Origin of the sequence: Micromonospora sp. LOL_025 (genome assembly GCF_048060285.1) — a bacterium.
GTDB lineage: Bacteria > Actinomycetota > Actinomycetes > Mycobacteriales > Micromonosporaceae > Micromonospora.
In genome coordinates this window covers 41856-59356 of the sequence record NZ_JBHMIR010000007.1, presented here as the reverse complement: position 1 = coordinate 59356, position 17501 = coordinate 41856, and the positions used below count along the sequence as shown (strand labels likewise).

The window sequence follows — 17501 nt, the reverse complement described above, 5'->3', positions numbered from 1 at the left end:
CGGAGCCGGGGGCGACGGCCGGGGGTCGGCTCAGTCCGTGGCGGTCCGGCCGCGGATCAGCGCCTCGACGCCGTCGAGGATCCGGTCGAGGCCGAACTGCCACTCCGTGTCGAACACCTCGTCCTGCTGTCCCTCGGCGCTCTCCGCCAGCAGCTCCCGGATCGCCGGATAGGCGCCGTGGCGGGTCAGTCGGGCGAGCTGGTGCCAGTACCGTGCCCCGGCGTCGTCGGGGTCGATCTGTTCGCGCGCCGCGGCCTCGTCGAGGTCGGCGGTGAGCGTGGCCCAGTTCCGGGCGTACCCGCTGACCAGCATGATGGTCGACAGCCGCTCGATGCCGCGCAGGCCGGTGCCGCGCAGGGCGGCCAGCCCCTGCTCCATCCAGCGCACCTGGTTCGGGCCCAACGGCGGGCCGCTGATCGGGATCTGCCGGATCCACGGGTGGCGGTGGATGGCCGTCACGTTGGCCAGCGCCCAGCGGGCGAGCGCCGGCCGCCAGCCCTCGTCCGGGCCGCGTGGCGCGGGCGGGTCCCCGTACGCGACGTCGGCCATGAGGTCCAGCAGGTCGCTCTTGGCGGAGACGTAGCGGTAGAGCGACATGGTCGCCACGCCCAGCTCGCCGGCGACCCGGCTCATCGACACCGCCGCCAGCCCGTCGGCCTCGGCCACCCGGATGCCGGCGGCCACCAGCTGCCGCATGGTGAGGCTGCGGCGGGGCCCCTTGCCGGGCCGTTCCCGCAGGCCCCAGGCGAGCTCGATGCTCTCCGGCAGCTCGACGTCGGCGTCGCTCATCCTCACCCCCGGTACGCGGTGTTGACCGCCATCCTAGCTTCTGCGTATGGTGCACGCAGAACGGCGTACGACGTACGCAGAAGATGGAGGGTGAGGGGCGATGGGGACAACAGTCGCGGCGGTGGAGATCGTCGACCTACGCAAGTCCTACGGCGGGGTGGCGGTGCTCGACGGCCTGACCATGCGGGTCGCCCGGGGCAGCGTGCACGCCCTGCTCGGCCCCAACGGGGCGGGCAAGACCACGACGGTCCGGATCCTGGCCACGCTCACCACGCCCGACGGGGGCGTGGCCCGCGTGGAGGGCCACGACGTGGTCCGCGACCGGAGCCGCGTCCGGCGGACGATCAGCCTCGCCGGCCAGCACGCGGCGCTCGACGACCAGCAGACGGGGGCGGAGAACCTGCACATGATGGCCCGGCTGGCCGGGCTGGCTCCGGCCGCCGCCCGGCGGCGCGCCACGGACCTGCTGGAGCGCTTCGACCTGGTCGCCGCCAGTGGGCGGCGGGTGGTGACCTACTCCGGCGGGATGCGCCGCCGCCTCGACCTCGCGGCCAGCCTGGTCGGCGAGCCGTCCGTGATCTTCCTCGACGAGCCGACCACCGGCCTCGACCCGCGCAGCCGGCAGGGGCTGTGGGAGGTGGTCGCCGAGCTGGCCGGTGCCGGGGTGACGGTGCTGCTCACCACGCAGTACCTGGAGGAGGCCGACCGGCTCGCCGACCGGGTCGCGGTGCTGCACGGGGGCCGGCTGGTCGCCGAGGGGAGCGCGGACGACCTCAAGCGCCGGTTCGGCGCCCACCGGCTGGAGCTGACGCTGCGGGACGCGCGCAGCTTCGCCGAGGCGGCGCACCGCCTCGGCGGGCGGGTCACGCACCGCGATCCGGCCCGGCTGGAGTTGGCGGTCGCCACCGACGGCGGCGCGCCGGAGATCCGCCACCTGCTCGACGAGGTAGACCCCGACCGGCAGGGGCTCACCCGGTTCACCGTCCGCGAGGCGACCCTGGACGACGTCTTCCTCACCCTCACCGGCGACCCGGTGACCGTCGGGCGGGAGGCGGCCGGTGTCTGAGCTGACCCTGCGACCGACCCGTGCCGGCGAGACCCTCGTCATGGTGGCGCGCTGCGTACGGCTGTCCCGCCGCAACGTCGACGCGCTGCTCACGTCGCTGCTGCTGCCGGTGCTGCTGATGCTGCTCTTCGTCTACCTGTTCGGCGGCGCGATCGACACCGGCACCCGGTACGTCACCTACGTCGTGCCCGGCGTCCTGCTGCTCTGCGCCAGTTTCGGCGCGGCGACCACCGCCGTCAGCGTGAGCACCGACCTGACCAACGGGGTCATCGAGCGGTTCCGCACGATGGACGTCAGCGCCACCGCGATCCTCGGCGGGCACGTCGCCGCCAGCATCGCCCGCAACACCGTCTCCACGGTGCTGGTGCTGGCCATCGCCGTCGGCATCGGCTTCCGCCCGGTCGTCACGCCGCTGCGCTGGCTGGCCGCGTTCGGGGTGCTGCTGCTCTTCCTGCTCGCGGTGTCCTGGCTGTCGGCGGCCATCGGCCTGCTGGCCCGCACCCCGGAGGCCGCCAGCGGCTTCACCTTCCTGGCGATGTTCCTGCCCTATCCGAGCAGCGCGTTCGTGCCGGTGGAGACGATGCCGAGCTGGATCCACGGCTTCGCCGACCACCAGCCCGTCACGCCCGTCATCGAGACGCTGCGGGCCCTGCTGCTGGGCACCCCGACGGGCACCGCCCCGGCCCTGGCGGTGGCCTGGTGCCTGGGCATCCTGGCGGTCTCGGTGCTGCTGGCCGCCGTGCTGTTCCGCCGCCGCGTGGCCTGACCGCCAGCCGCGTGGCCTGACCGCCACGGGCAGACCGCGCCGGCCGCCACCGGCCACCGGCACGGGCGCTCACCCGCGACGGAACGCGCGACGGCGGCACCGGACCCCGTCCGGTGCCGCCGTCGTCGTCGCGTCAGTCGTTGAGGACCTGGGAGAGCCGGTCGCGGAAGCGGCGCTCCGAGTCGCTGACGACGTCCCCGCCGAGGCCCAGGATGCCGCCGCTGGACGCCGCGCCCACCACCTGCTCGGCGATGTCCACCAGCCAGTGCTTGTACGCACCGGCCTCGCCCTCGTCCGTCCGGGCGGCCAGCAGCGCCGCCGCCTCCCTGGCCCGGCCCAGTACGTCCTCCAGGTAGGCGCGCGGGTCGGACGGCGCGATGACCGGCATCTCCTCGCCGGCCTCCGGGTCGCCCACCCGGGTGACGATCTCGCCGGCCACGGCCGCGACCAGCGGGCTGGCCGACTCCCGGCCGGCGGCGATGGTCTCCAGCCCGGCGGCGTTCTCGGCCATGGTGCGCCGGGTGCCGTCGGACTCGGCGGCGCTCGCCGCGGTCAGCACCGACTGGGGCAGGCCGACCAGCAGCCCCCACTCCTCGTCGGAGAAACCGAATCCGGTGTACGCCGGCTGCTCGATCACGGCAACGCCCCTTCCGCACTGTTGTCGCTCGTCGTCCACGGCCCCGCCAGCGGTGCCCGGCTCAGGCTAGTCGAGGGTCAGCAGGCCCTGTTCGGACACCACGCTGACGGACAGCGTCTTGTACCCCACCTCGTCGAAGAGAACCGTCATCCGGTCCTCCTCGTAGCTCAGCACCAGGCCGTGCCCCCACTCCGGGTGCCGGACCTGGCTGTGCACGGGGAAGGGCCCGACCGCGCCGTCGTCGGGGGTGCTGGTGCCGGCGTGGCAGTTGTCGCAGTGCCCGCAGACCTGGGTCATCTGCTCGCCGAAGTAGGCCAGCAGCGTCTGCCCCCGGCAGGCGGTGGTCTCGGCGAAGGCCCGCATCATGTCGGTACGCGACCGGGTCACGGTCTGCTGCCGCTCGGCCTCCGCCAGGGCCGCCGCGGCGGCGTCCACGGGGGCGGGGGAGTAGCGGGGGGCGCCGGTACGCTGCTTCGCCCTCGGTTCGGCCGCGCCGACCTGCTCCAGCAGGGCGAGGTACTGGCCGAGCTTGCGCGGGCCGAGCCCGGTGACCTCGCGCAGCTCCTTCTTGTTCCGTGCCTTCTTACGCAGCAACGCGGACAGGTCGCGCAGCTCGTCGGCGTCCGGCAGGCCGCCGCTGAAGAAGCGTTGCAGCCCGACGTCCTCGGCCTGCCACAGCAGCAGCACCCGGGCCGGGGCGCCGTCGCGGCCGGCCCGCCCGATCTCCTGGAAGTAGCTGTCCGGCGAGTCCGGCAGCGCCATGTGGACCACCCAGGCGATGTTCGGCTTGTCGATGCCCATGCCGAAGGCCGAGGTCGCCACCATGATCGGCACCTGGTCGGCGAGGAACGCCTCGTGCAGTTCGGCGCGGGCCCCGGCCGCCATCCCGCCGTGGTAGTACTGGGCCGGGAAGCCGGCGTCGGTGAGCCGGGCCGACAGCTCCTCGGCGGAGCGCCGGGTGGGCACGTAGATGATGCCGGGCCGGGTGTCGTCGCGCAGCAGGGCGATCAGCCGCCGCCACCGGTAGTCCTCCGTCGGGCAGTGTGCCACCTCGAGGAACAGGTTCGGCCGGTCCAGCCCCGAGACCACCACCTCGGGCTCGGTCAGCCGCAGCCGGGCGATGATGTCGTCGCGTACGGGCGGGGAGGCGGTGGCGGTCAGCGCCACCACGGGCGGCCGGCCGATGCCGTCGATGAGGTGGCCGAGCGCCAGGTAGTCGGGGCGGAAGTCGTGCCCCCAGGCGGAGATGCAGTGTGCCTCGTCGATCGCCACCAGCGCCGGCTTCAGCGACTTCACCTCGGCCATCCGGTCGGGGTTGGCGAGCTGCTCCGGGGTGATGAAGAGGAACTCCGCGCGCCCGTCGCGGATCTCGGCGATCGCCTCCGCCTGCTGGGCGGCCGACTCGTCCGAGCTGATCCGCACCGCGCGCAGCTCGGGTCGCTGCCGCTCGTTGAGCGCCGCGATCTGGTCCTGTTGCAGGGCGAGCAGCGGCGAGATCACCACGGTCGGGCCGGGGATCAGGCTGGCCGGGATCTGGTAGATCGCCGACTTGCCGGCGCCGGTGGGCAGCACCACCAGGGCGTCGCGGCGCTTCATGACCGCCCGCATGGCGGCCAACTGGTGGGGCCGCAGCGCCGTCCAGCCGAAGAGGCTCTTGGCCGCGCGGCGCAGTGTCGTGGAGTGCGTGGACAGTTTCATCGAGGGCCGGAGGTACCCGCCTTGATCAGCGGCGAAACCGCCGCCCGACGTGACCTGGTCCGCTCCTTCCGGCGCCGAACGCCGGGGCTCCCGGGCAACCCGCCGGAGTCCGCCGGGCGCCCGGCCACGGCCCGGGCGCCCCGACAGACGTCGCGGTCAGCGCACGCGGGGGAAGACCTCGCGCTGGTAGAGGTCGAGCAGGCCCTGCCAGTTCGGGCCGGTGTTGGCCACGTAGACCTCGTCGAAGCCGGCCTTGGCGTACTCCTCGATCTTCGCCAGGTGCCCGTCGACGTCCCGACCGCAGACGAACGCGTCCTTCATCATCTCCGGGCGGACCAGTTCGGCGGCCTGCTCGAAGTGTCGCGGCGACGGCAGCACCTGGGACAGCTCGCCGGGCACCCCGGCGTTCGGCCAGCGCTCGTACGCGATCCGCATCCCCTCCTCCTCGGTCTGCGCGTACGCCGCCTTGAAGCCGGCCTGGCACGGCTTGTCGCCACCGCCGCCCTCCCGGAACCGCCGGACCAGCTCCGCGTCGGGCGAGGTGTTGACGAAGCCGTCGCCGATGCGGGCCGCCAGGTCGACCGCCTTGGGGCCGAAGCCCGAGACGTAGACCGGCGGGGGAGTGTCCGGCAGCGTGTAGATCCGGGCGTGCTCGACGGTGTAGTGCTTGCCGTGGTGGTTGACGAAGCCGCCCCGCCACAGCTCGCGCATCACCTCGACGGCCTCCTGGAGCATCTCCAGCCGGACGTCGGTCTGCGGCCAGGCGTCGCCGAGGATGTGCTCGTTGAGCGCCTCGCCGCTGCCCACCCCGAGCACGAACCGACCGGAGTGCATGACCGCGCTGGTGGCCGCCGCCTGCGCCACGACGGCCGGGTGGATGCGCACGGTCGGGCAGGTCACGGCGGTGGTGACCGGGAGCTGGCAGACCTGGCTGAGCGCGCCGATCACCGACCAGACGAAGGGGCTCTGCCCCTGCGCGTCGGTCCACGGGTGGTAGTGGTCGGAGATCCAGAGCGCCTCGAAGCCGGCCCGCTCCGCGCCGCGCGCCTGCTCCAGCAGCTCGGCCGGCGTGTACTCCTCGGTGGACAGAAAGTAGCCGATCCTCATGGTTCCCCCTCGCGGTGTCGTACCGGTCCAACGAGGCAGGCGGTACCCCGGTCGCCGCCGCCGAATCCCGGGCGCCGGCGCCGGGACGCGGCGCGCTCAGCGCCGGAACATCGCGCGGATCGCGGCGAGCAGCAACAGGCCGCCGACGACCAGGCCGAGCAGGCGTACGCCGGGGATGTCGGCCGGGCTCGTCGCGTCGGCCAGCAGCAGGGGATCCATCCCCGAACTGTCCCCAGCTCCGCGCCCGAGGGCAACTGTAAGGTTTATTGACTATTTCCTCGCACGGTGTGACCATGTCAGCACCGCCGCCGGTGGCGGGCCGCCGGGCGCGGAGAAGACGGGGGTACGACGACCGCATGAGCGAGCGACACATCAGCCACCACGCGGGCGGGCCGGCGTGAGCGCCCCCGCCGGGAGCCTGACGGCCCTGGCCGCCGCCGTCCTGCAACCGGGATTCGTCGGCACCACGCCGCCACCCTGGATCTGCCGCTGGCTCGGCGAGGGCCTCGGCTCCGTGGTGCTCTTCGCCCGCAACGTGGTCCACCCGGAGCAGGTGGCCGCCCTCACCGCCACCCTGCGCGCCGAGCGCCCCGACGTCGTCGTCGCCATCGACGAGGAGGCCGGCGACGTGACCCGCATCGAGTCCGCCCGGGGCAGCTCCCGGCCCGGCAACTTCGCCCTCGGCGCGGTGGACGACCCGGCGCTGACCGAGGAGGTCGCCCGCGACCTGGGTGCCGACCTCGCCGCGCTGGGGATCACCCTCAACTACGCCCCCGACGCCGACGTCAACTCCAACCCGGGCAACCCGGTGATCGGCGTACGCGCCTTCGGCGCCGAGCCGGCGCTGGTCGCCCGGCACACCGCCGCCTGGGTGCGCGGCCTCCAGGCGGGCGGGGTCGCCGCCTGCGCCAAGCACTTCCCCGGGCACGGCGACACCCAGGTCGACTCGCACCACGACCTGCCCCGGATCGCCGCCGACCGGCCCCGCCTCGACGCCGTGGAGCTGGCCCCCTTCCGGGCCGCCGTGGCCGCCGGGGTGCAGGCGGTGATGACCGGCCACCTGCTGGTGCCGGCGCTGGACCCGGAGCTGCCGGCCACCCTCAGCAGCCGGATCCTGGGCGGGCTGCTCCGCGACGAGCTGGGCTTCTCCGGCGTCGTGGTCACCGACGCGGTGGAGATGCGGGCGGTCGCCGACCGGTACGGCTTCGCGGGCGCGGCGGTGCGTGCCCTCGCCGCCGGCGCCGACGCGATCTGCGTCGGCGGGGAGCGCGCCGACGAGGGATCGGCCCGGCTGCTGCGGGACGCCATCGTCGCCGCGGTCGTCGCCGGCGACCTGCCCGAGGAACGCCTCGCCGAGGCGGCCAAGCGGGTGGGGCAGCTCGCCGCCTGGACCGTGGCCGCCCGGGCCGAACGGCCGCCCCGGCCCCGCCCGACCGCCGCCGGCTCGGCCGTCGGGCTGGCCGCCGCCCGCCGGGCGCTACGCGTCACCACCGCGCCCGCCGGCGTCGGCGCGCTGCCGCTGGCCGGCCCCGCCCACGTGGTCGAGTTCGAGCCGCCGCGCAACATCGCGATCGGTCCGGAGACCCCGTGGGGGCTCGCCGCCCCCCTGGCCGACCAGCTCGCCGGCACCACCACCGTCCGCTACGCCGAGGCCGACGTGCCCGCCGACCCGACCGCCGGGGCGGCCGGCCGGTGCGTGGTGCTGGTGGTGCGCGACCTGCACCGGCACGACTGGATGCGGGCGTCGGTGAGCCGTGCGCTGGCCGCGCGCCCGGACGCGGTCGTGGTCGAGCTGGGCGTGCCCGAGCTGGTCACCGGCGCGGTCCACGTCGCGACCCACGGCGCCACCCGCGCCGCCGCCCACGCCGCAGTCGGGCTGCTGACGGGCCGCTGACGGGGTTACGCCTCGGTGGTGACCAGGTCGGCGTACTCGGGGTGGCGGCCGATGAAGGCCGCGACGAACGGGCAGCGCGGCACCACCGTCGTGCCGCGCTCGCGGAGCTGGTCGAGGGTGCCCCGGACCAGCGCCGCGCCGACGCCCATGTTCTGGAACCTCGGGTCGACCTGGGTGTGGGTGAAGACCAGCACCTCGCCGCGCGGCAGGTACGCGGTGAACCCGGCCAGCGCGTCGTCGACCAGGATCTCGAACCGGTGCTTGGCGGGATTGTCCTCGACCAGGGTGCTCACCCGGCCATTCTGCCCCCGCGGCCGGCGAGCCGGTCCAGTTCGCCGAGCAACCGGTCCACCTCGTCGACCGTGTTGTAGTGGTAGAGGCTGGCGCGCACCGCCCCGCCGCTGTCCCGCAGCCCCATCACCTGGAAGTACTCGTACGCGTAGTAGTCGCCGGCGGAGAGGCAGAGGCCGGCCGCGCCCAGCTCCTCCTGGGTGCGCTGCGGGGAGAGCCCGTCCAGCCGGAAGGACACCGTCGGGCAGCGCCGGGCGGGGGAGCCGAGCACGGTGACCCCGGGCAGCGCGGCGAGCCCGGCGAGCAGCCGCTGAAGCAGCGACTCCTCGTACGCCCGCGCGGCGCTCAGCCCGGCGAGCAGCCGCTCGCGCCGACTTCCGACGGCCGTCGGGTCCAGCCCGGCCAGGTGGTCCACGGCGGCGGCGACGCCGGCCAGCAGGGGGAAGCTCGGGGTGCCGTACTCGAAGCGGTCCGGCACCGCGTCGGAGGACGGCAGCAGCTTCGCCGGGCGCAGCCCCTCCCACGTCGCCGGGGCGGCCACCATCGCGGCCAGGTGCGGCCCCGACCACTTGTACGCGCTGGTGACCAGGAAGTCGGCGCCCAGCGCGGCGACGTCGGTGGGCCCGTGCGGCACCGAGTGCACCCCGTCGACGCAGACCAGCGCGCCGGCGGCGTGCGCGGTCGCGGCGATCGCCGCCACGTCCGGGACGGTGCCGGTCGCGTTGCTGCCCGCGGTCACCGCGACCAGCCGGGTCCGCTCGCCGACCAGCTCCGCGTAGCGGGCCGCCGGCAGCTCCGCGGTGTCCCGGTCGAACTCGGCCCAGCGCACCGTCGCGCCGGCCGCCTCGGCGGCCTGCACCCAGGGGCGCACGTTCGCGTCGTGGTCGAGCCGGGAGACCACCACCTCGTCGCCGGGCCGCCACCGCGCACCCAGGGTCCGGGCCAGGGTGTACGTCAGCGCGGTCGCGCTCGGCCCCAGCACCACCCCGTCGGGTTCGGTGCCGAGCAGGTCGGCCACGGCCGAGCGGGCGGCGGCCACCATCTCCAGCGAGCGCCGGCCGGGCGCGAAGGCGGCGCTGCGGTTGCCCACCGCCGCGCGCATGGCGGCGGCGACCGCCTCGACGACTCCGCCGGCGGTCTGGGTGCCCCCGGCGCCGTCGAGGTGGACGAAGCCCTCGGCGAGGGCGGGGTAGGCGGCCCGGGTGCGGGCGATGTCGAACGGCATGCCCGGGACCCTAGCCCCTGCCGCGGGCGCCTCACCTGCGCGGATGATCACGCGCTGCCACAGTGGCCGATGTCTCGTACCCTTGGCGGGGTGACGAACCGACGTGTTGACTTCCCGCTGACCCCCACCCGCCGGGCCGCCGGCCTGTTGGCCGGCCTGGCGCTCGGCGTCGCCGTGCTCGCCGGCTGCAGCTCCGAGGGCGCCAGCACCGACTGCGGCCTGGACGCCTGCACCGTCACCTTCGACCGGGGCGTGGACGCCAGCGCCACCATCCTCGGCGTGGAGGCCAAGCTCATCGGCGCGCAGGGCGACCAGGTGACCGTCGAGGTCGCCGGCGAGCAGTTGTCGCTCACGACGGGCCAGCAGGCCACCGAGGTCGCCGGCTTCGCGGTGACGCTCGACAGCGTCACCGACCAGGAGGTCAAGATCAGGGTGTCGAGGAACCCGGGCAACTGACCCGACCGGGGCGGCGGTGGCCGAGGTTTGGAAATCTTCGTATTCGGTGATTGTGGCGCCATGTCACTCACCCGGAACGCCGAAGCCACCGCCTCCCGCACGGCGAACAGCAGGTGGCTCGAACTGTTGGCCAGAGTCGGTTTCATCGGCTACGGCATCGTGCACCTGCTGTTCGCCTGGCTGGCGTTGCAGATCGCGTTCGGCAAGCCCGCCGCCGACGGCGACCAGTCCGGCGCGCTGCGCACCCTCGCCGCGCAGCCGCTGGGCAAGTTCCTCGTCGTCGCCACCGCGGTCGGCCTGCTCGCCATGGCGATCTGGCAGGCGCTGGAGGCGGCCGTCGGGCACCGCGCCGAGCGCGGCAAGGAGCGGATCTGGGAGCGGCTCGCCTCGGCGGGGCGGACCGTCGTCTACCTCTACTTCGCCTGGACGGCCTTCAAGGTCTTCAGGGACGCCGGCTCCAACAGCGCCGACCAGCAGGAGGCGCTGACCGGCAGGGCCATGGAGTCCTCCGGTGGCCGCTGGCTGGTCGGCCTGGCCGGGCTCGTGCTCGCCGCGATCGGCGTCGGCCTGGTGATCTACGGTCTGATCAAGCGCTTCGAGAAGCACCTCAAGACCGGTGAGATGAACGCGAAGACGCGCCAGCTCACCCGCCGGCTGGGCATGGCCGGCTACGTCTCCAAGGGCGTCGCGTACGGCATCTCCGGCCTGCTGATCATCCTGGCGGCCGTCAACTACGACCCGGAGAAGGCCCGCGGTCTCGACGCGGCGCTGCGCACGCTGCGCGACCAGGCGTACGGCCAGATCCTGCTCACCCTGGTGGCGCTCGGTATCGCCGCCTTCGGCGTCTTCTGCTTCCTCCAGTCCCGGTATCGGAAGGTCTGAGCCTGGTCGATTCCGGCGTCGCCGGGCATTATTGGGCCTTTGCCCGAAGCACGTGCCCGGCGCCAGGAGGAGGAAAGAACCTGTGCAGAGCTACCTCGGAACGATCGTCGCCGCGCTCGCCGCGGCGGCGATCGCCCTGTTCGCGGTCGAGGTCGCGCACCGTGTGATCCGGCGGGTCGGTCGGCGCTCACTGCTGTTGACCGAGCTCACCGACCACGCGCACCGGTCGATCCAGGTCGCCGCCACCGTCGTCGCCGTCCAGTTCGCCGTGCGGTTCAGCACCGGCTACGCGGTCGGCGACCAGTGGCGGCAGGTGCTGCTGCACCTGCTGGTGCTCAGCGTGATCGCCAGCGTCGCCTGGCTGGTCGCCTCGCTGCTCGTCGTCGCGGAGGACACCGCACTGGCCCGGTTCCGGGTGGACGTGCCGGACAACCGGCACGCGCGCCGGGTGCGTACCCAGGTGGTCATGCTGCGCCGGCTGACGATCGCGGTGATCGTCGTGCTGGCGGTCGGCGTGATGCTGATGACCTTCCCGGCCGTACGCGGCATCGGCGCCGGCGTGCTGACCAGCGCCGGTGTGGTCGGTGTGGTCGCCGCGCTGGCCGCGCAGAGCCTGCTGGGCAACGTCTTCGCGGGTCTCCAGCTCGCCTTCAGCGACGCGGTCCGCCTCGACGACGTCGTGGTGGTCGAGGGGGAGTGGGGCCGCGTCGAGGAGTTGACGCTCAGCTACGTGGTCGTGCAGATCTGGGACGACCGGCGGCTGATCCTGCCGACCTCGTACTTCACCAGCAAGCCGTTCCAGAACTGGACCCGCACCGAGGCGGCGGTGCTGGGCACCGCCGAGTTCGACGTCGACTGGGCGATCCCGGTGCAGGCCATGCGGGAGGAGCTGCGCCGGCTCGTCGAGGGCACCGACCTGTGGGACGGCCGGGTCTGCGTACTCCAGGTGACCGACGCGACCGGCGGGACGGTGAAGGTGCGCGCCCTGGTGAGCGCCGCCGACGCCGGCAGCCTGTGGGACCTGCGCTGCCTGGTGCGCGAGCACCTGGTGGCCTGGATCCGGGACCACCGGCCGACGGCCATGCCCCGGATGCGTACCGAGATCGGGGACGCGGAGAGCAACCTGGCGTGGCAGTGGGTGCGACCCCGCCGGCCGGTGAACCGACGCACCGACGCCGAGCTGCCCGACGACGCCCGGGTCTTCGGCGGCAGTGACGACGGCGACGCCCGCAGCGAGGCCTTCGTCGGCCCCGACGAGCCCGCCGAAGCCCGCCGCTGACCACCCGCCCCACCCGCCCCACCCGCGCCCCTGGGAGCCCTCCGGCCGTCCGCCCGCCGGGGGGCTTCCCCGTCCCCACCCCACCCCCCCGCTCGGCCGATCATGGAGTTGTGGTGGGCGGTACGCCGTCAATGCGTCTTTTGCGGGGCACCACAACTGCATGATCGGCGCGGCCGGCGCGGCGCGGGGCGGGGCGGGGCGGGGCGGCCGGGGTGGGTCGTGACCTGTGGGGGGTCGGGGCGTTGGAGGTGTGGGCGGGGTGGTGCCTCGTGGGGTGGTCGGGCGGAGTGGGTTGGCTCGGGAAGTTTGACCGGGCGTGTGGCGGGAACCGCTGCGCGACGCTTCTGCATCTTCTTCCGCGCCGTGCGGTGGCTCGGGGCGCGGCGGTCCGGGCCCACCGACCGCCGGGCGAAGGATTGGCGGGCGGCGACTCCGGGCATACAGCGCGGTGATGATGAAAGGAGGACAGCATGGCTGACGTGGCGAACGCCCGCACATCCCGTACCGGGAGCGAGCCGTCCACCGCCGAGCTGGTGCAGCGGGCCACGGAGCAGGTCTCCCGCCTGGTCCGGGACGAACTGGCCCTGGCCCGGGCGGAGCTGACCCAGAAGGGCAAGCACGCCGGTATCGGCATCGGTCTCTTCGGCGGTGGCGGGGCGCTGGCGCTCTACGGCCTCGGTGCCCTGGTCGCCACCGCGATCCTGCTGCTCGACCTGGTGCTTCCGGCCTGGGCGGCGGCCCTGATCGTCGCGGTGGTGCTCTTCGCGATGGCCGGCGTACTGGCCCTGGTGGGCAAGAAGCAGGTCAGCCAGGCGGTCCCGCCGGTGCCGGAGGCCGCGGTCCGTAGCGTCCGGGCGGACGTGGACACGGTCGCCGCCGCCGTGAAGGACAGGGGACGGGCATGACGACGGGCAACGGCCGGGGCAGCGGCGACACCGAGGCGCTGCGGGAGGAGATCCGGCGGACCCGGGTCGAGTTGGGCGAGACGATGGAGGCGTTGGCGGCCAAGGCCGACGTCAAGGCGCGGCTGAGGTCCTCCGCCGATCAGGCGAAGGAGCGGGTGCGGGACCAGGCGGCGCAGACCGTGGCCCGGGTGCGCGGGCAGGCGGCGGAGAAGGCGCAGCTCGCGCGGGGGCAGGCGCAGGAGAAGGGTGCCGTCGTACGGCGTAACCCGACGCCGTTCGTCGCCCTCGCGGCCGGCGCGGTGGCGGCCGTGATCGTGTTGATGATCGTTCGGGGGAGGCAGCGGTGAGCAGGGGCATCGGAAAGGCCGCGTACAAGCCGGTCGGCGTGCTGATGGGCATCGCCGCCGGTGCGGTCGCGGGCGCGATCTTCCGGCAGGTGTGGAAGATGACGGCGGGCGACGGCGAGGCGCCCAGCGCCACCGACGAGGACCGCGGCTGGGGCGAGGTCCTGGCGGCGGCGGCGTTGCAGGGCGCGATCTTCTCGGTCGTCCGGGCCGCCGTCGACCGGGGTGGCGCGGTGGGCGTACGCCGGTTCACCGGAAGCTGGCCGGACTGACACCGGACAACGCCGAAGGCCCCCGCGTCGTCGCGACGGCGCGGGGGTCTTTTCGCACGCGTGCAAGGGCCCACCCAGCGGATCTTCGGCATCCGTCAGGTCACATGTCGAAGAATTTCGTCCGGTAGGCTGTGCAGAGTTTTCGCTACGTGGTTTGCTGTTCCACGCTGTTGAGAGATGGCGTGGGTTGAGTGAAGTCTCCTTCGTGGGGGCCGCCTCAGGCACCGCTGCTCGAAAACGGCCAATCGGCCGCACGGCGTGCTCGGCCGCCAGTTTTAGAAGGAGATACACATGGCGCAGGGAACCGTGAAGTGGTTCAACGCAGACAAGGGCTTCGGCTTCATCACCGTCGACGGCGGGGGTGCTGACGTGTTCGTCCACTTCTCGGCCATCCAGACCAGCGGCTACCGCACGCTGGAGGAGAACCAGCGGGTGGAGTTCGAGATCGCCCAGGGTCAGAAGGGTCCGCAGGCCGAGCAGGTCCGCCCCATCTGAGCAGTGCCGGTCGGCAGCCGCCGGCCAGTGGGTGATCCGGCGCCCGGATCACAGCGAAGCCCCGTATCCCGCCCAGGATGCGGGGCTTTCCGCGTCCACGACGCCGGCCGCCGTGGCGGTGCGTGAGACCGGGGGCGGGCTGCCGGGGGGCGGCGAGAGGCGGGGGCCCGCCGACGGCGCTCAGCGGCGCCTGCGGACGCGCAGCCCGAACCAGAGCGCGACCAGCCCCGCGAGGACGACGAGGGGCCCCAGCACGGCCCAGATCCGCTGGTCGGTCATCACGCTGCCCTCGACGTAGCCGAGGCCCTGCACCGTCCACACCGCACCGCCGACCACGGCGAGCAGGCCGAGGGTGAGCGGCAGCCAGCCCTTCATCGCGTTTTCCCTCCGTCGATCCCCGTCCCGGCCGCCCGGGTCACCACCGGTCGTGCACCCGCGGCCGGACCAGCTCGTCGTAGACCTCCGCCACCGCCGCCAGCTCCCGTCCAGAGAGCGGCGCCTGGTCGGCCACGGCGGCGTTGCCCCGGGCCTGGGCGGCGTCGCGGGCGCCGGGGATGACCACGGTGACGCCGGGCTGGTCGACGACCCAGCGCAGCGCGAACTGGGCCATCGTGCGCCCGTCGCCGACCAGCGGCGCCAACCGGCGTACGGCGGCCAGGCCCAGCGCGAAGTCGACACCGGAGAAGGTCTCGCCGACGTCGAACGCCTCGCCGTGCCGGTTGTAGCTGCGGTGGTCGTCGGCCGCGAAGGTGGTGTGCTCGTCGTACCGGCCGGAGAGCAGCCCGCTGGCCAGCGGGACGCGGGCGATGATGCCGACCCCGGCGGCGGCAGCGGCCGGGAGCACCCGGTCGAGGGGCTTGTGCCGCAGCGCGTTGAGGATGATCTGGACGCTGGCCACCCCAGGCCGGGCGATGGCGGTGAGCGCCTGGTCGCAGGTCTCCACGCTCACCCCGTAGCCGGCGACGCGTTCCTCGGCGACCAGGGTGTCCAGCGCGTCGAAGACGGCGTCGTCGGCGAAGACGGCGGTGGGCGGGCAGTGCAGCTGCACCAGATCGAGGGTGTCTGTGCCGAGGTGGCGCCGGGACCGGTCGGTCCACTCGCGGAACTGCGCCAGGGTGTACGCCTCGGGCGTCTGCGCGACGCGGCGGCCCATCTTGGTGGCGACCGTCAGCGCGGCGTCGGGCCGGCTGCGCAGGAACCGCCCGATGAGCTGCTCGCTGCGCCCGTCGCCGTAGACGTCCGCCGTGTCGAGGAAGGTGACCCCCGACTCGACGGCGGCGGTCAGTACGGCGGTGGCGTCGGCCTCGCTGACCGTGCCCCAGTCCGCGCCGAGCTGCCAGGCGCCCAGCCCGATCACCCCGACGCGCCGCCCCAGCCGGGGGAAGGTGCGCTGCTCCATGGGACTGAGCCTAGTGATCGGCTTGTCGGGTCGCGCGACGGGCCGTACGGTGAAACAAGACGGACGTACGGTTTGGGAGGCAGTGATGTGGGATCCGACGACGTACCTGCGCTACGGCGACGAGCGCTCCCGGCCCTTCCACGACCTGCTCGCCCGGGTCCACGCCGAGCGCCCGCGCGCGGTGGTCGACCTCGGCTGCGGCCCGGGCAACCTGACCGCCACGCTCGCCGCGCGGTGGCCGGACAGCCGGGTCGCCGGCCTCGACTCCTCGCCGGAGATGATCGCGCGGGCCGCCGCCGTCGCCCCCGGGGTCTCCTTCGCCGTCGGCGACGTCCGGCACTGGCAGCCGGAACCCGACGTGGACGTCGTGGTCAGCAACGCCGTGCTCCAGTGGGTGCCCGGCCACCGGGAGCTGCTCACCCGCTGGGCCCGGGAACTGCCCGCCGGGGCCTGGCTGGCCGTGCAGGTGCCGGGCAACTTCGACGCCCCCTCGCACCGGGCGTTGCGCGAGGTCGCCGACCGGCCGGCGTGGCGTGCCGACGTCGCCGGGCTGCTGCGCCGCCCCCCGGCCGACGACACCGCCCTCGGCTACGCCGACCTGTTGACCGGTGCCGGCTGCGCGGTGGACGCCTGGGAGACTACCTACGTGCACCTGCTGCCGGCCCGCGCCGACGCCGACCACCCCGTGCTGACCTGGCTGGAGGGGACCGCGCTCCGGCCGGTCCGCGCGGCCCTGGACGCCGCCGGCTGGTCCGACTTCCGGGCCGAGCTGGGCGTACGCCTCGCCGAGGCGTACCCGGTGCGGCACGGTCAGGTGCGCTTCCCGTTCCGCCGCGTCTTCTTCGTCGCCCGCACCGGCGCCCGCGCAGAGGAGAACCAGTGACCGACCTGCAAACCTTCATCGCCGGACTGCCCAAGGTGGAGCTGCACGTGCACCACGTCGGCTCCGCCTCGCCCCGGATCGTCGCCGAGCTGGCCGCCCGCCACGAGGGCCGCAGCCCCGTGCCCGCCGACCCGGCCGCGCTCGCCGACTACTTCGCCTTCCGCGACTTCGCGCACTTCATCGAGGTCTACCTGAGCGTCGTGGACCTCATCCGCGACCCCGAGGACGTCTGGCTGCTCACCCACGAGGTCGCCCGCGAGCTGGCCCGCCAGCAAGTCCGCTACGCCGAGCTGACCGTCACGCCCTACTCGCACGTGCACCGGGGGATCCCCGCGCCCGCGTTCTGCGAGGCGATCGAGGACGCCCGCAAGCGGGCCGAGGCGGACTTCGGCATCGAGCTGCGCTGGTGCTTCGACATCCCCGGCGAGGCCGGCCTGGCGGCGGCCGAGGAGACGCTGCGCATCTCGCTGGAGGAGCGCCCGGACGGGCTGATCAGCTTCGGCCTCGGCGGCCCCGAGATCGGGGTGCCCCGGCCGCAGTTCAAGCCGTACTTCGACCGGGCCCGGGCGGCCGGGCTGCGTTCGGTGCCGCACGCCGGCGAGACCACCGGCCCCGAGACCGTCTGGGACGCGCTGCGCGACCTCGGCGCGGAGCGGATCGGGCACGGCATCTCCGCCGCGCGGGACCCGGAGCTGCTGGCGTATCTCGCCGAGCACCGGATCGGCATGGAGGTCTGCCCGACTTCCAACGTGCGTACCCGCGCGGTCGCCAGCATCGAGGAGCACCCGCTGCGGCAGTTGGTCGACGCCGGCCTGCTGGTCACCATCAACTCCGACGACCCGCCGATGTTCGGCACCACCCTCGACGACGAGTACGCCATCGCGGCACGGCTGCTCGACGTGGGTCCCGAGGGGCTGGCCGCCCTGGCCCGCGACGCGGTGACCGCCTCGTTCCTGGATCCGGCCGGCAAGCGGCGGATCACCGCCGAGATCGACGCCCACCTGGTCGCCGCCACCCGCTGAGCGGAGGGGGCGGCGCGCGGCGGGAGGAGGTGTGGGGGGACCGAGTCTCCCGCCGCGCGCCCGGTTCCACCGGCCGGTGGGGTGCCCCGAG

General features: G+C 74.1%; 21 protein-coding genes. 12 read left to right on the top strand and 9 right to left on the bottom strand.

Annotated features, from left to right (window positions below; translation table 11 throughout):
- Positions 1–30 precede the first annotated feature (30 nt).
- Entirely contained in the window at positions 31–789 is a 759-nt protein-coding gene (locus ACFHW0_RS11955; RefSeq protein ID WP_416607362.1) for a TetR/AcrR family transcriptional regulator, read from the bottom strand.
- 100 nt (positions 790–889) lie between these two features.
- Here ACFHW0_RS11955 and ACFHW0_RS11950 point away from each other — a divergent pair, with 100 nt between their 5' ends.
- Together ACFHW0_RS11950 and ACFHW0_RS11945 are read left to right on the top strand one after the other, a co-directional pair.
- Complete coding sequence (locus ACFHW0_RS11950) at positions 890–1855, top strand: ATP-binding cassette domain-containing protein (RefSeq protein WP_416607361.1); 966 nt, start codon at positions 890–892, stop codon at positions 1853–1855.
- The gene (locus ACFHW0_RS11945) at positions 1848–2621 is read left to right on the top strand and encodes an ABC transporter permease (protein ID WP_416607360.1); all 774 of its coding nucleotides are present in this window, start codon (positions 1848–1850) and stop codon (positions 2619–2621) included. Before ACFHW0_RS11950 ends, ACFHW0_RS11945 begins: the two co-directional genes overlap by 8 nt.
- Before the next feature lie 133 nt (positions 2622–2754).
- On the opposite strand, the gene ACFHW0_RS11940 is transcribed toward ACFHW0_RS11945, so the two are convergent.
- From ACFHW0_RS11940 to ACFHW0_RS11925, 4 genes are all read right to left on the bottom strand, one after another.
- The gene (locus ACFHW0_RS11940) at positions 2755–3258 is read right to left on the bottom strand and encodes a hypothetical protein (protein ID WP_121395439.1); all 504 of its coding nucleotides are present in this window, start codon (positions 3256–3258) and stop codon (positions 2755–2757) included.
- A gap of 66 nt (positions 3259–3324) precedes the next feature.
- A complete protein-coding gene (locus ACFHW0_RS11935) occupies positions 3325–4956 on the bottom strand; it encodes a RecQ family ATP-dependent DNA helicase (RefSeq protein ID WP_416607359.1) in 1632 nt (543 codons plus the stop codon).
- 156 nt (positions 4957–5112) lie between these two features.
- Positions 5113–6063 carry a TIGR03557 family F420-dependent LLM class oxidoreductase gene (locus ACFHW0_RS11930; protein ID WP_416607358.1) on the bottom strand — a complete coding sequence of 317 codons (951 nt, stop codon included), beginning with the start codon at positions 6061–6063 and terminating at the stop codon, positions 5113–5115.
- Positions 6064–6159: 96 nt separating this feature from the next.
- Positions 6160–6282 (bottom strand): hypothetical protein, encoded by a 123-nt coding sequence (locus ACFHW0_RS11925; protein ID WP_255474757.1) that lies wholly within the window; start codon positions 6280–6282, stop codon positions 6160–6162.
- 178 nt (positions 6283–6460) lie between these two features.
- Between ACFHW0_RS11925 and ACFHW0_RS11920 the strand changes: the two genes are divergently transcribed.
- Entirely contained in the window at positions 6461–7957 is a 1497-nt protein-coding gene (locus ACFHW0_RS11920) for a glycoside hydrolase family 3 protein (RefSeq protein WP_416607357.1), read from the top strand.
- A gap of 5 nt (positions 7958–7962) precedes the next feature.
- Here the strand turns inward: ACFHW0_RS11920 and ACFHW0_RS11915 are convergent, their stop codons facing one another.
- Both ACFHW0_RS11915 and ACFHW0_RS11910 read right to left on the bottom strand, forming a co-directional pair.
- Positions 7963–8250: a GNAT family N-acetyltransferase gene (locus tag ACFHW0_RS11915; protein WP_416607356.1), complete on the bottom strand. Its 288-nt coding sequence runs from the start codon at positions 8248–8250 to the stop codon at positions 7963–7965.
- Positions 8247–9473 carry a cysteine desulfurase-like protein gene (locus ACFHW0_RS11910; protein WP_416607355.1) on the bottom strand — a complete coding sequence of 409 codons (1227 nt, stop codon included), beginning with the start codon at positions 9471–9473 and terminating at the stop codon, positions 8247–8249. The genes ACFHW0_RS11915 and ACFHW0_RS11910 overlap by 4 nt, the downstream gene beginning before the upstream one ends.
- A 90-nt stretch (positions 9474–9563) precedes the next feature.
- On the opposite strand from ACFHW0_RS11910, the gene ACFHW0_RS11905 reads away from it, so the two are divergent.
- The 7 genes from ACFHW0_RS11905 to ACFHW0_RS11875 all read left to right on the top strand — a co-directional run bounded on the left by ACFHW0_RS11905 (position 9564) and on the right by ACFHW0_RS11875 (position 14106).
- Entirely contained in the window at positions 9564–9929 is a 366-nt protein-coding gene (locus ACFHW0_RS11905; RefSeq protein WP_416607354.1) for a hypothetical protein, read from the top strand.
- Positions 9930–9989: 60 nt separating this feature from the next.
- Positions 9990–10811 (top strand): DUF1206 domain-containing protein, encoded by an 822-nt coding sequence (locus ACFHW0_RS11900; protein WP_416607353.1) that lies wholly within the window; start codon positions 9990–9992, stop codon positions 10809–10811.
- An 82-nt stretch (positions 10812–10893) separates the two neighbouring features.
- Positions 10894–12090 (top strand): mechanosensitive ion channel family protein, encoded by a 1197-nt coding sequence (locus ACFHW0_RS11895; RefSeq protein WP_416607352.1) that lies wholly within the window; start codon positions 10894–10896, stop codon positions 12088–12090.
- Between the two features lie 470 nt (positions 12091–12560).
- Positions 12561–12995, top strand: coding sequence for a phage holin family protein (locus ACFHW0_RS11890; protein ID WP_121395423.1), 435 nt, complete (start codon positions 12561–12563; stop codon positions 12993–12995).
- Positions 12992–13342, top strand: coding sequence for a DUF3618 domain-containing protein (locus ACFHW0_RS11885; protein WP_416607351.1), 351 nt, complete (start codon positions 12992–12994; stop codon positions 13340–13342). The genes ACFHW0_RS11890 and ACFHW0_RS11885 overlap by 4 nt, the downstream gene beginning before the upstream one ends.
- Entirely contained in the window at positions 13339–13611 is a 273-nt protein-coding gene (locus ACFHW0_RS11880) for a DUF4235 domain-containing protein (protein WP_416607350.1), read from the top strand. The genes ACFHW0_RS11885 and ACFHW0_RS11880 overlap by 4 nt, the downstream gene beginning before the upstream one ends.
- A 291-nt stretch (positions 13612–13902) precedes the next feature.
- Positions 13903–14106 (top strand): cold-shock protein, encoded by a 204-nt coding sequence (locus ACFHW0_RS11875; protein WP_007075740.1) that lies wholly within the window; start codon positions 13903–13905, stop codon positions 14104–14106.
- A gap of 180 nt (positions 14107–14286) precedes the next feature.
- On the opposite strand, the gene ACFHW0_RS11870 is transcribed toward ACFHW0_RS11875, so the two are convergent.
- The gene (locus tag ACFHW0_RS11870; RefSeq protein WP_416607349.1) at positions 14287–14481 is read right to left on the bottom strand and encodes a hypothetical protein; all 195 of its coding nucleotides are present in this window, start codon (positions 14479–14481) and stop codon (positions 14287–14289) included.
- Between the two features lie 40 nt (positions 14482–14521).
- Complete coding sequence (locus tag ACFHW0_RS11865) at positions 14522–15505, bottom strand: aldo/keto reductase (RefSeq protein ID WP_416607348.1); 984 nt, start codon at positions 15503–15505, stop codon at positions 14522–14524.
- 85 nt (positions 15506–15590) lie between these two features.
- Here ACFHW0_RS11865 and ACFHW0_RS11860 point away from each other — a divergent pair, with 85 nt between their 5' ends.
- Complete coding sequence (locus ACFHW0_RS11860; RefSeq protein ID WP_416607347.1) at positions 15591–16388, top strand: trans-aconitate 2-methyltransferase; 798 nt, start codon at positions 15591–15593, stop codon at positions 16386–16388.
- Positions 16385–17410 (top strand): adenosine deaminase, encoded by a 1026-nt coding sequence (locus tag ACFHW0_RS11855; RefSeq protein ID WP_416607346.1) that lies wholly within the window; start codon positions 16385–16387, stop codon positions 17408–17410. Before ACFHW0_RS11860 ends, ACFHW0_RS11855 begins: the two co-directional genes overlap by 4 nt.
- Positions 17411–17501 lie beyond the last annotated feature (91 nt).

Excerpts from the sequence above, each read along its gene's own strand:
- ACFHW0_RS11950 (WP_416607361.1), top strand. The coding sequence starts at position 890 with ATGGGGACAACAGTCGCGGCGGTGGAGATCGTCGACCTACGCAAGTCC.
- ACFHW0_RS11875 (WP_007075740.1), top strand. The coding sequence starts at position 13,903 with ATGGCGCAGGGAACCGTGAAGTGGTTCAACGCAGACAAGGGCTTCGGC.
- ACFHW0_RS11955 (WP_416607362.1), bottom strand. The coding sequence starts at position 789 with ATGAGCGACGCCGACGTCGAGCTGCCGGAGAGCATCGAGCTCGCCTGG.
- ACFHW0_RS11930 (WP_416607358.1), bottom strand. The coding sequence starts at position 6,063 with ATGAGGATCGGCTACTTTCTGTCCACCGAGGAGTACACGCCGGCCGAG.
- ACFHW0_RS11870 (WP_416607349.1), bottom strand. The coding sequence starts at position 14,481 with ATGAAGGGCTGGCTGCCGCTCACCCTCGGCCTGCTCGCCGTGGTCGGC.
- ACFHW0_RS11935 (WP_416607359.1), bottom strand. The coding sequence starts at position 4,956 with ATGAAACTGTCCACGCACTCCACGACACTGCGCCGCGCGGCCAAGAGC.
- ACFHW0_RS11890 (WP_121395423.1), top strand. The coding sequence starts at position 12,561 with ATGGCTGACGTGGCGAACGCCCGCACATCCCGTACCGGGAGCGAGCCG.
- ACFHW0_RS11860 (WP_416607347.1), top strand. The coding sequence starts at position 15,591 with ATGTGGGATCCGACGACGTACCTGCGCTACGGCGACGAGCGCTCCCGG.
- ACFHW0_RS11865 (WP_416607348.1), bottom strand. The coding sequence starts at position 15,505 with ATGGAGCAGCGCACCTTCCCCCGGCTGGGGCGGCGCGTCGGGGTGATC.
- ACFHW0_RS11925 (WP_255474757.1), bottom strand. The coding sequence starts at position 6,282 with ATGGATCCCCTGCTGCTGGCCGACGCGACGAGCCCGGCCGACATCCCC.
- ACFHW0_RS11910 (WP_416607355.1), bottom strand. The coding sequence starts at position 9,473 with ATGCCGTTCGACATCGCCCGCACCCGGGCCGCCTACCCCGCCCTCGCC.
- ACFHW0_RS11900 (WP_416607353.1), top strand. The coding sequence starts at position 9,990 with ATGTCACTCACCCGGAACGCCGAAGCCACCGCCTCCCGCACGGCGAAC.
- ACFHW0_RS11885 (WP_416607351.1), top strand. The coding sequence starts at position 12,992 with ATGACGACGGGCAACGGCCGGGGCAGCGGCGACACCGAGGCGCTGCGG.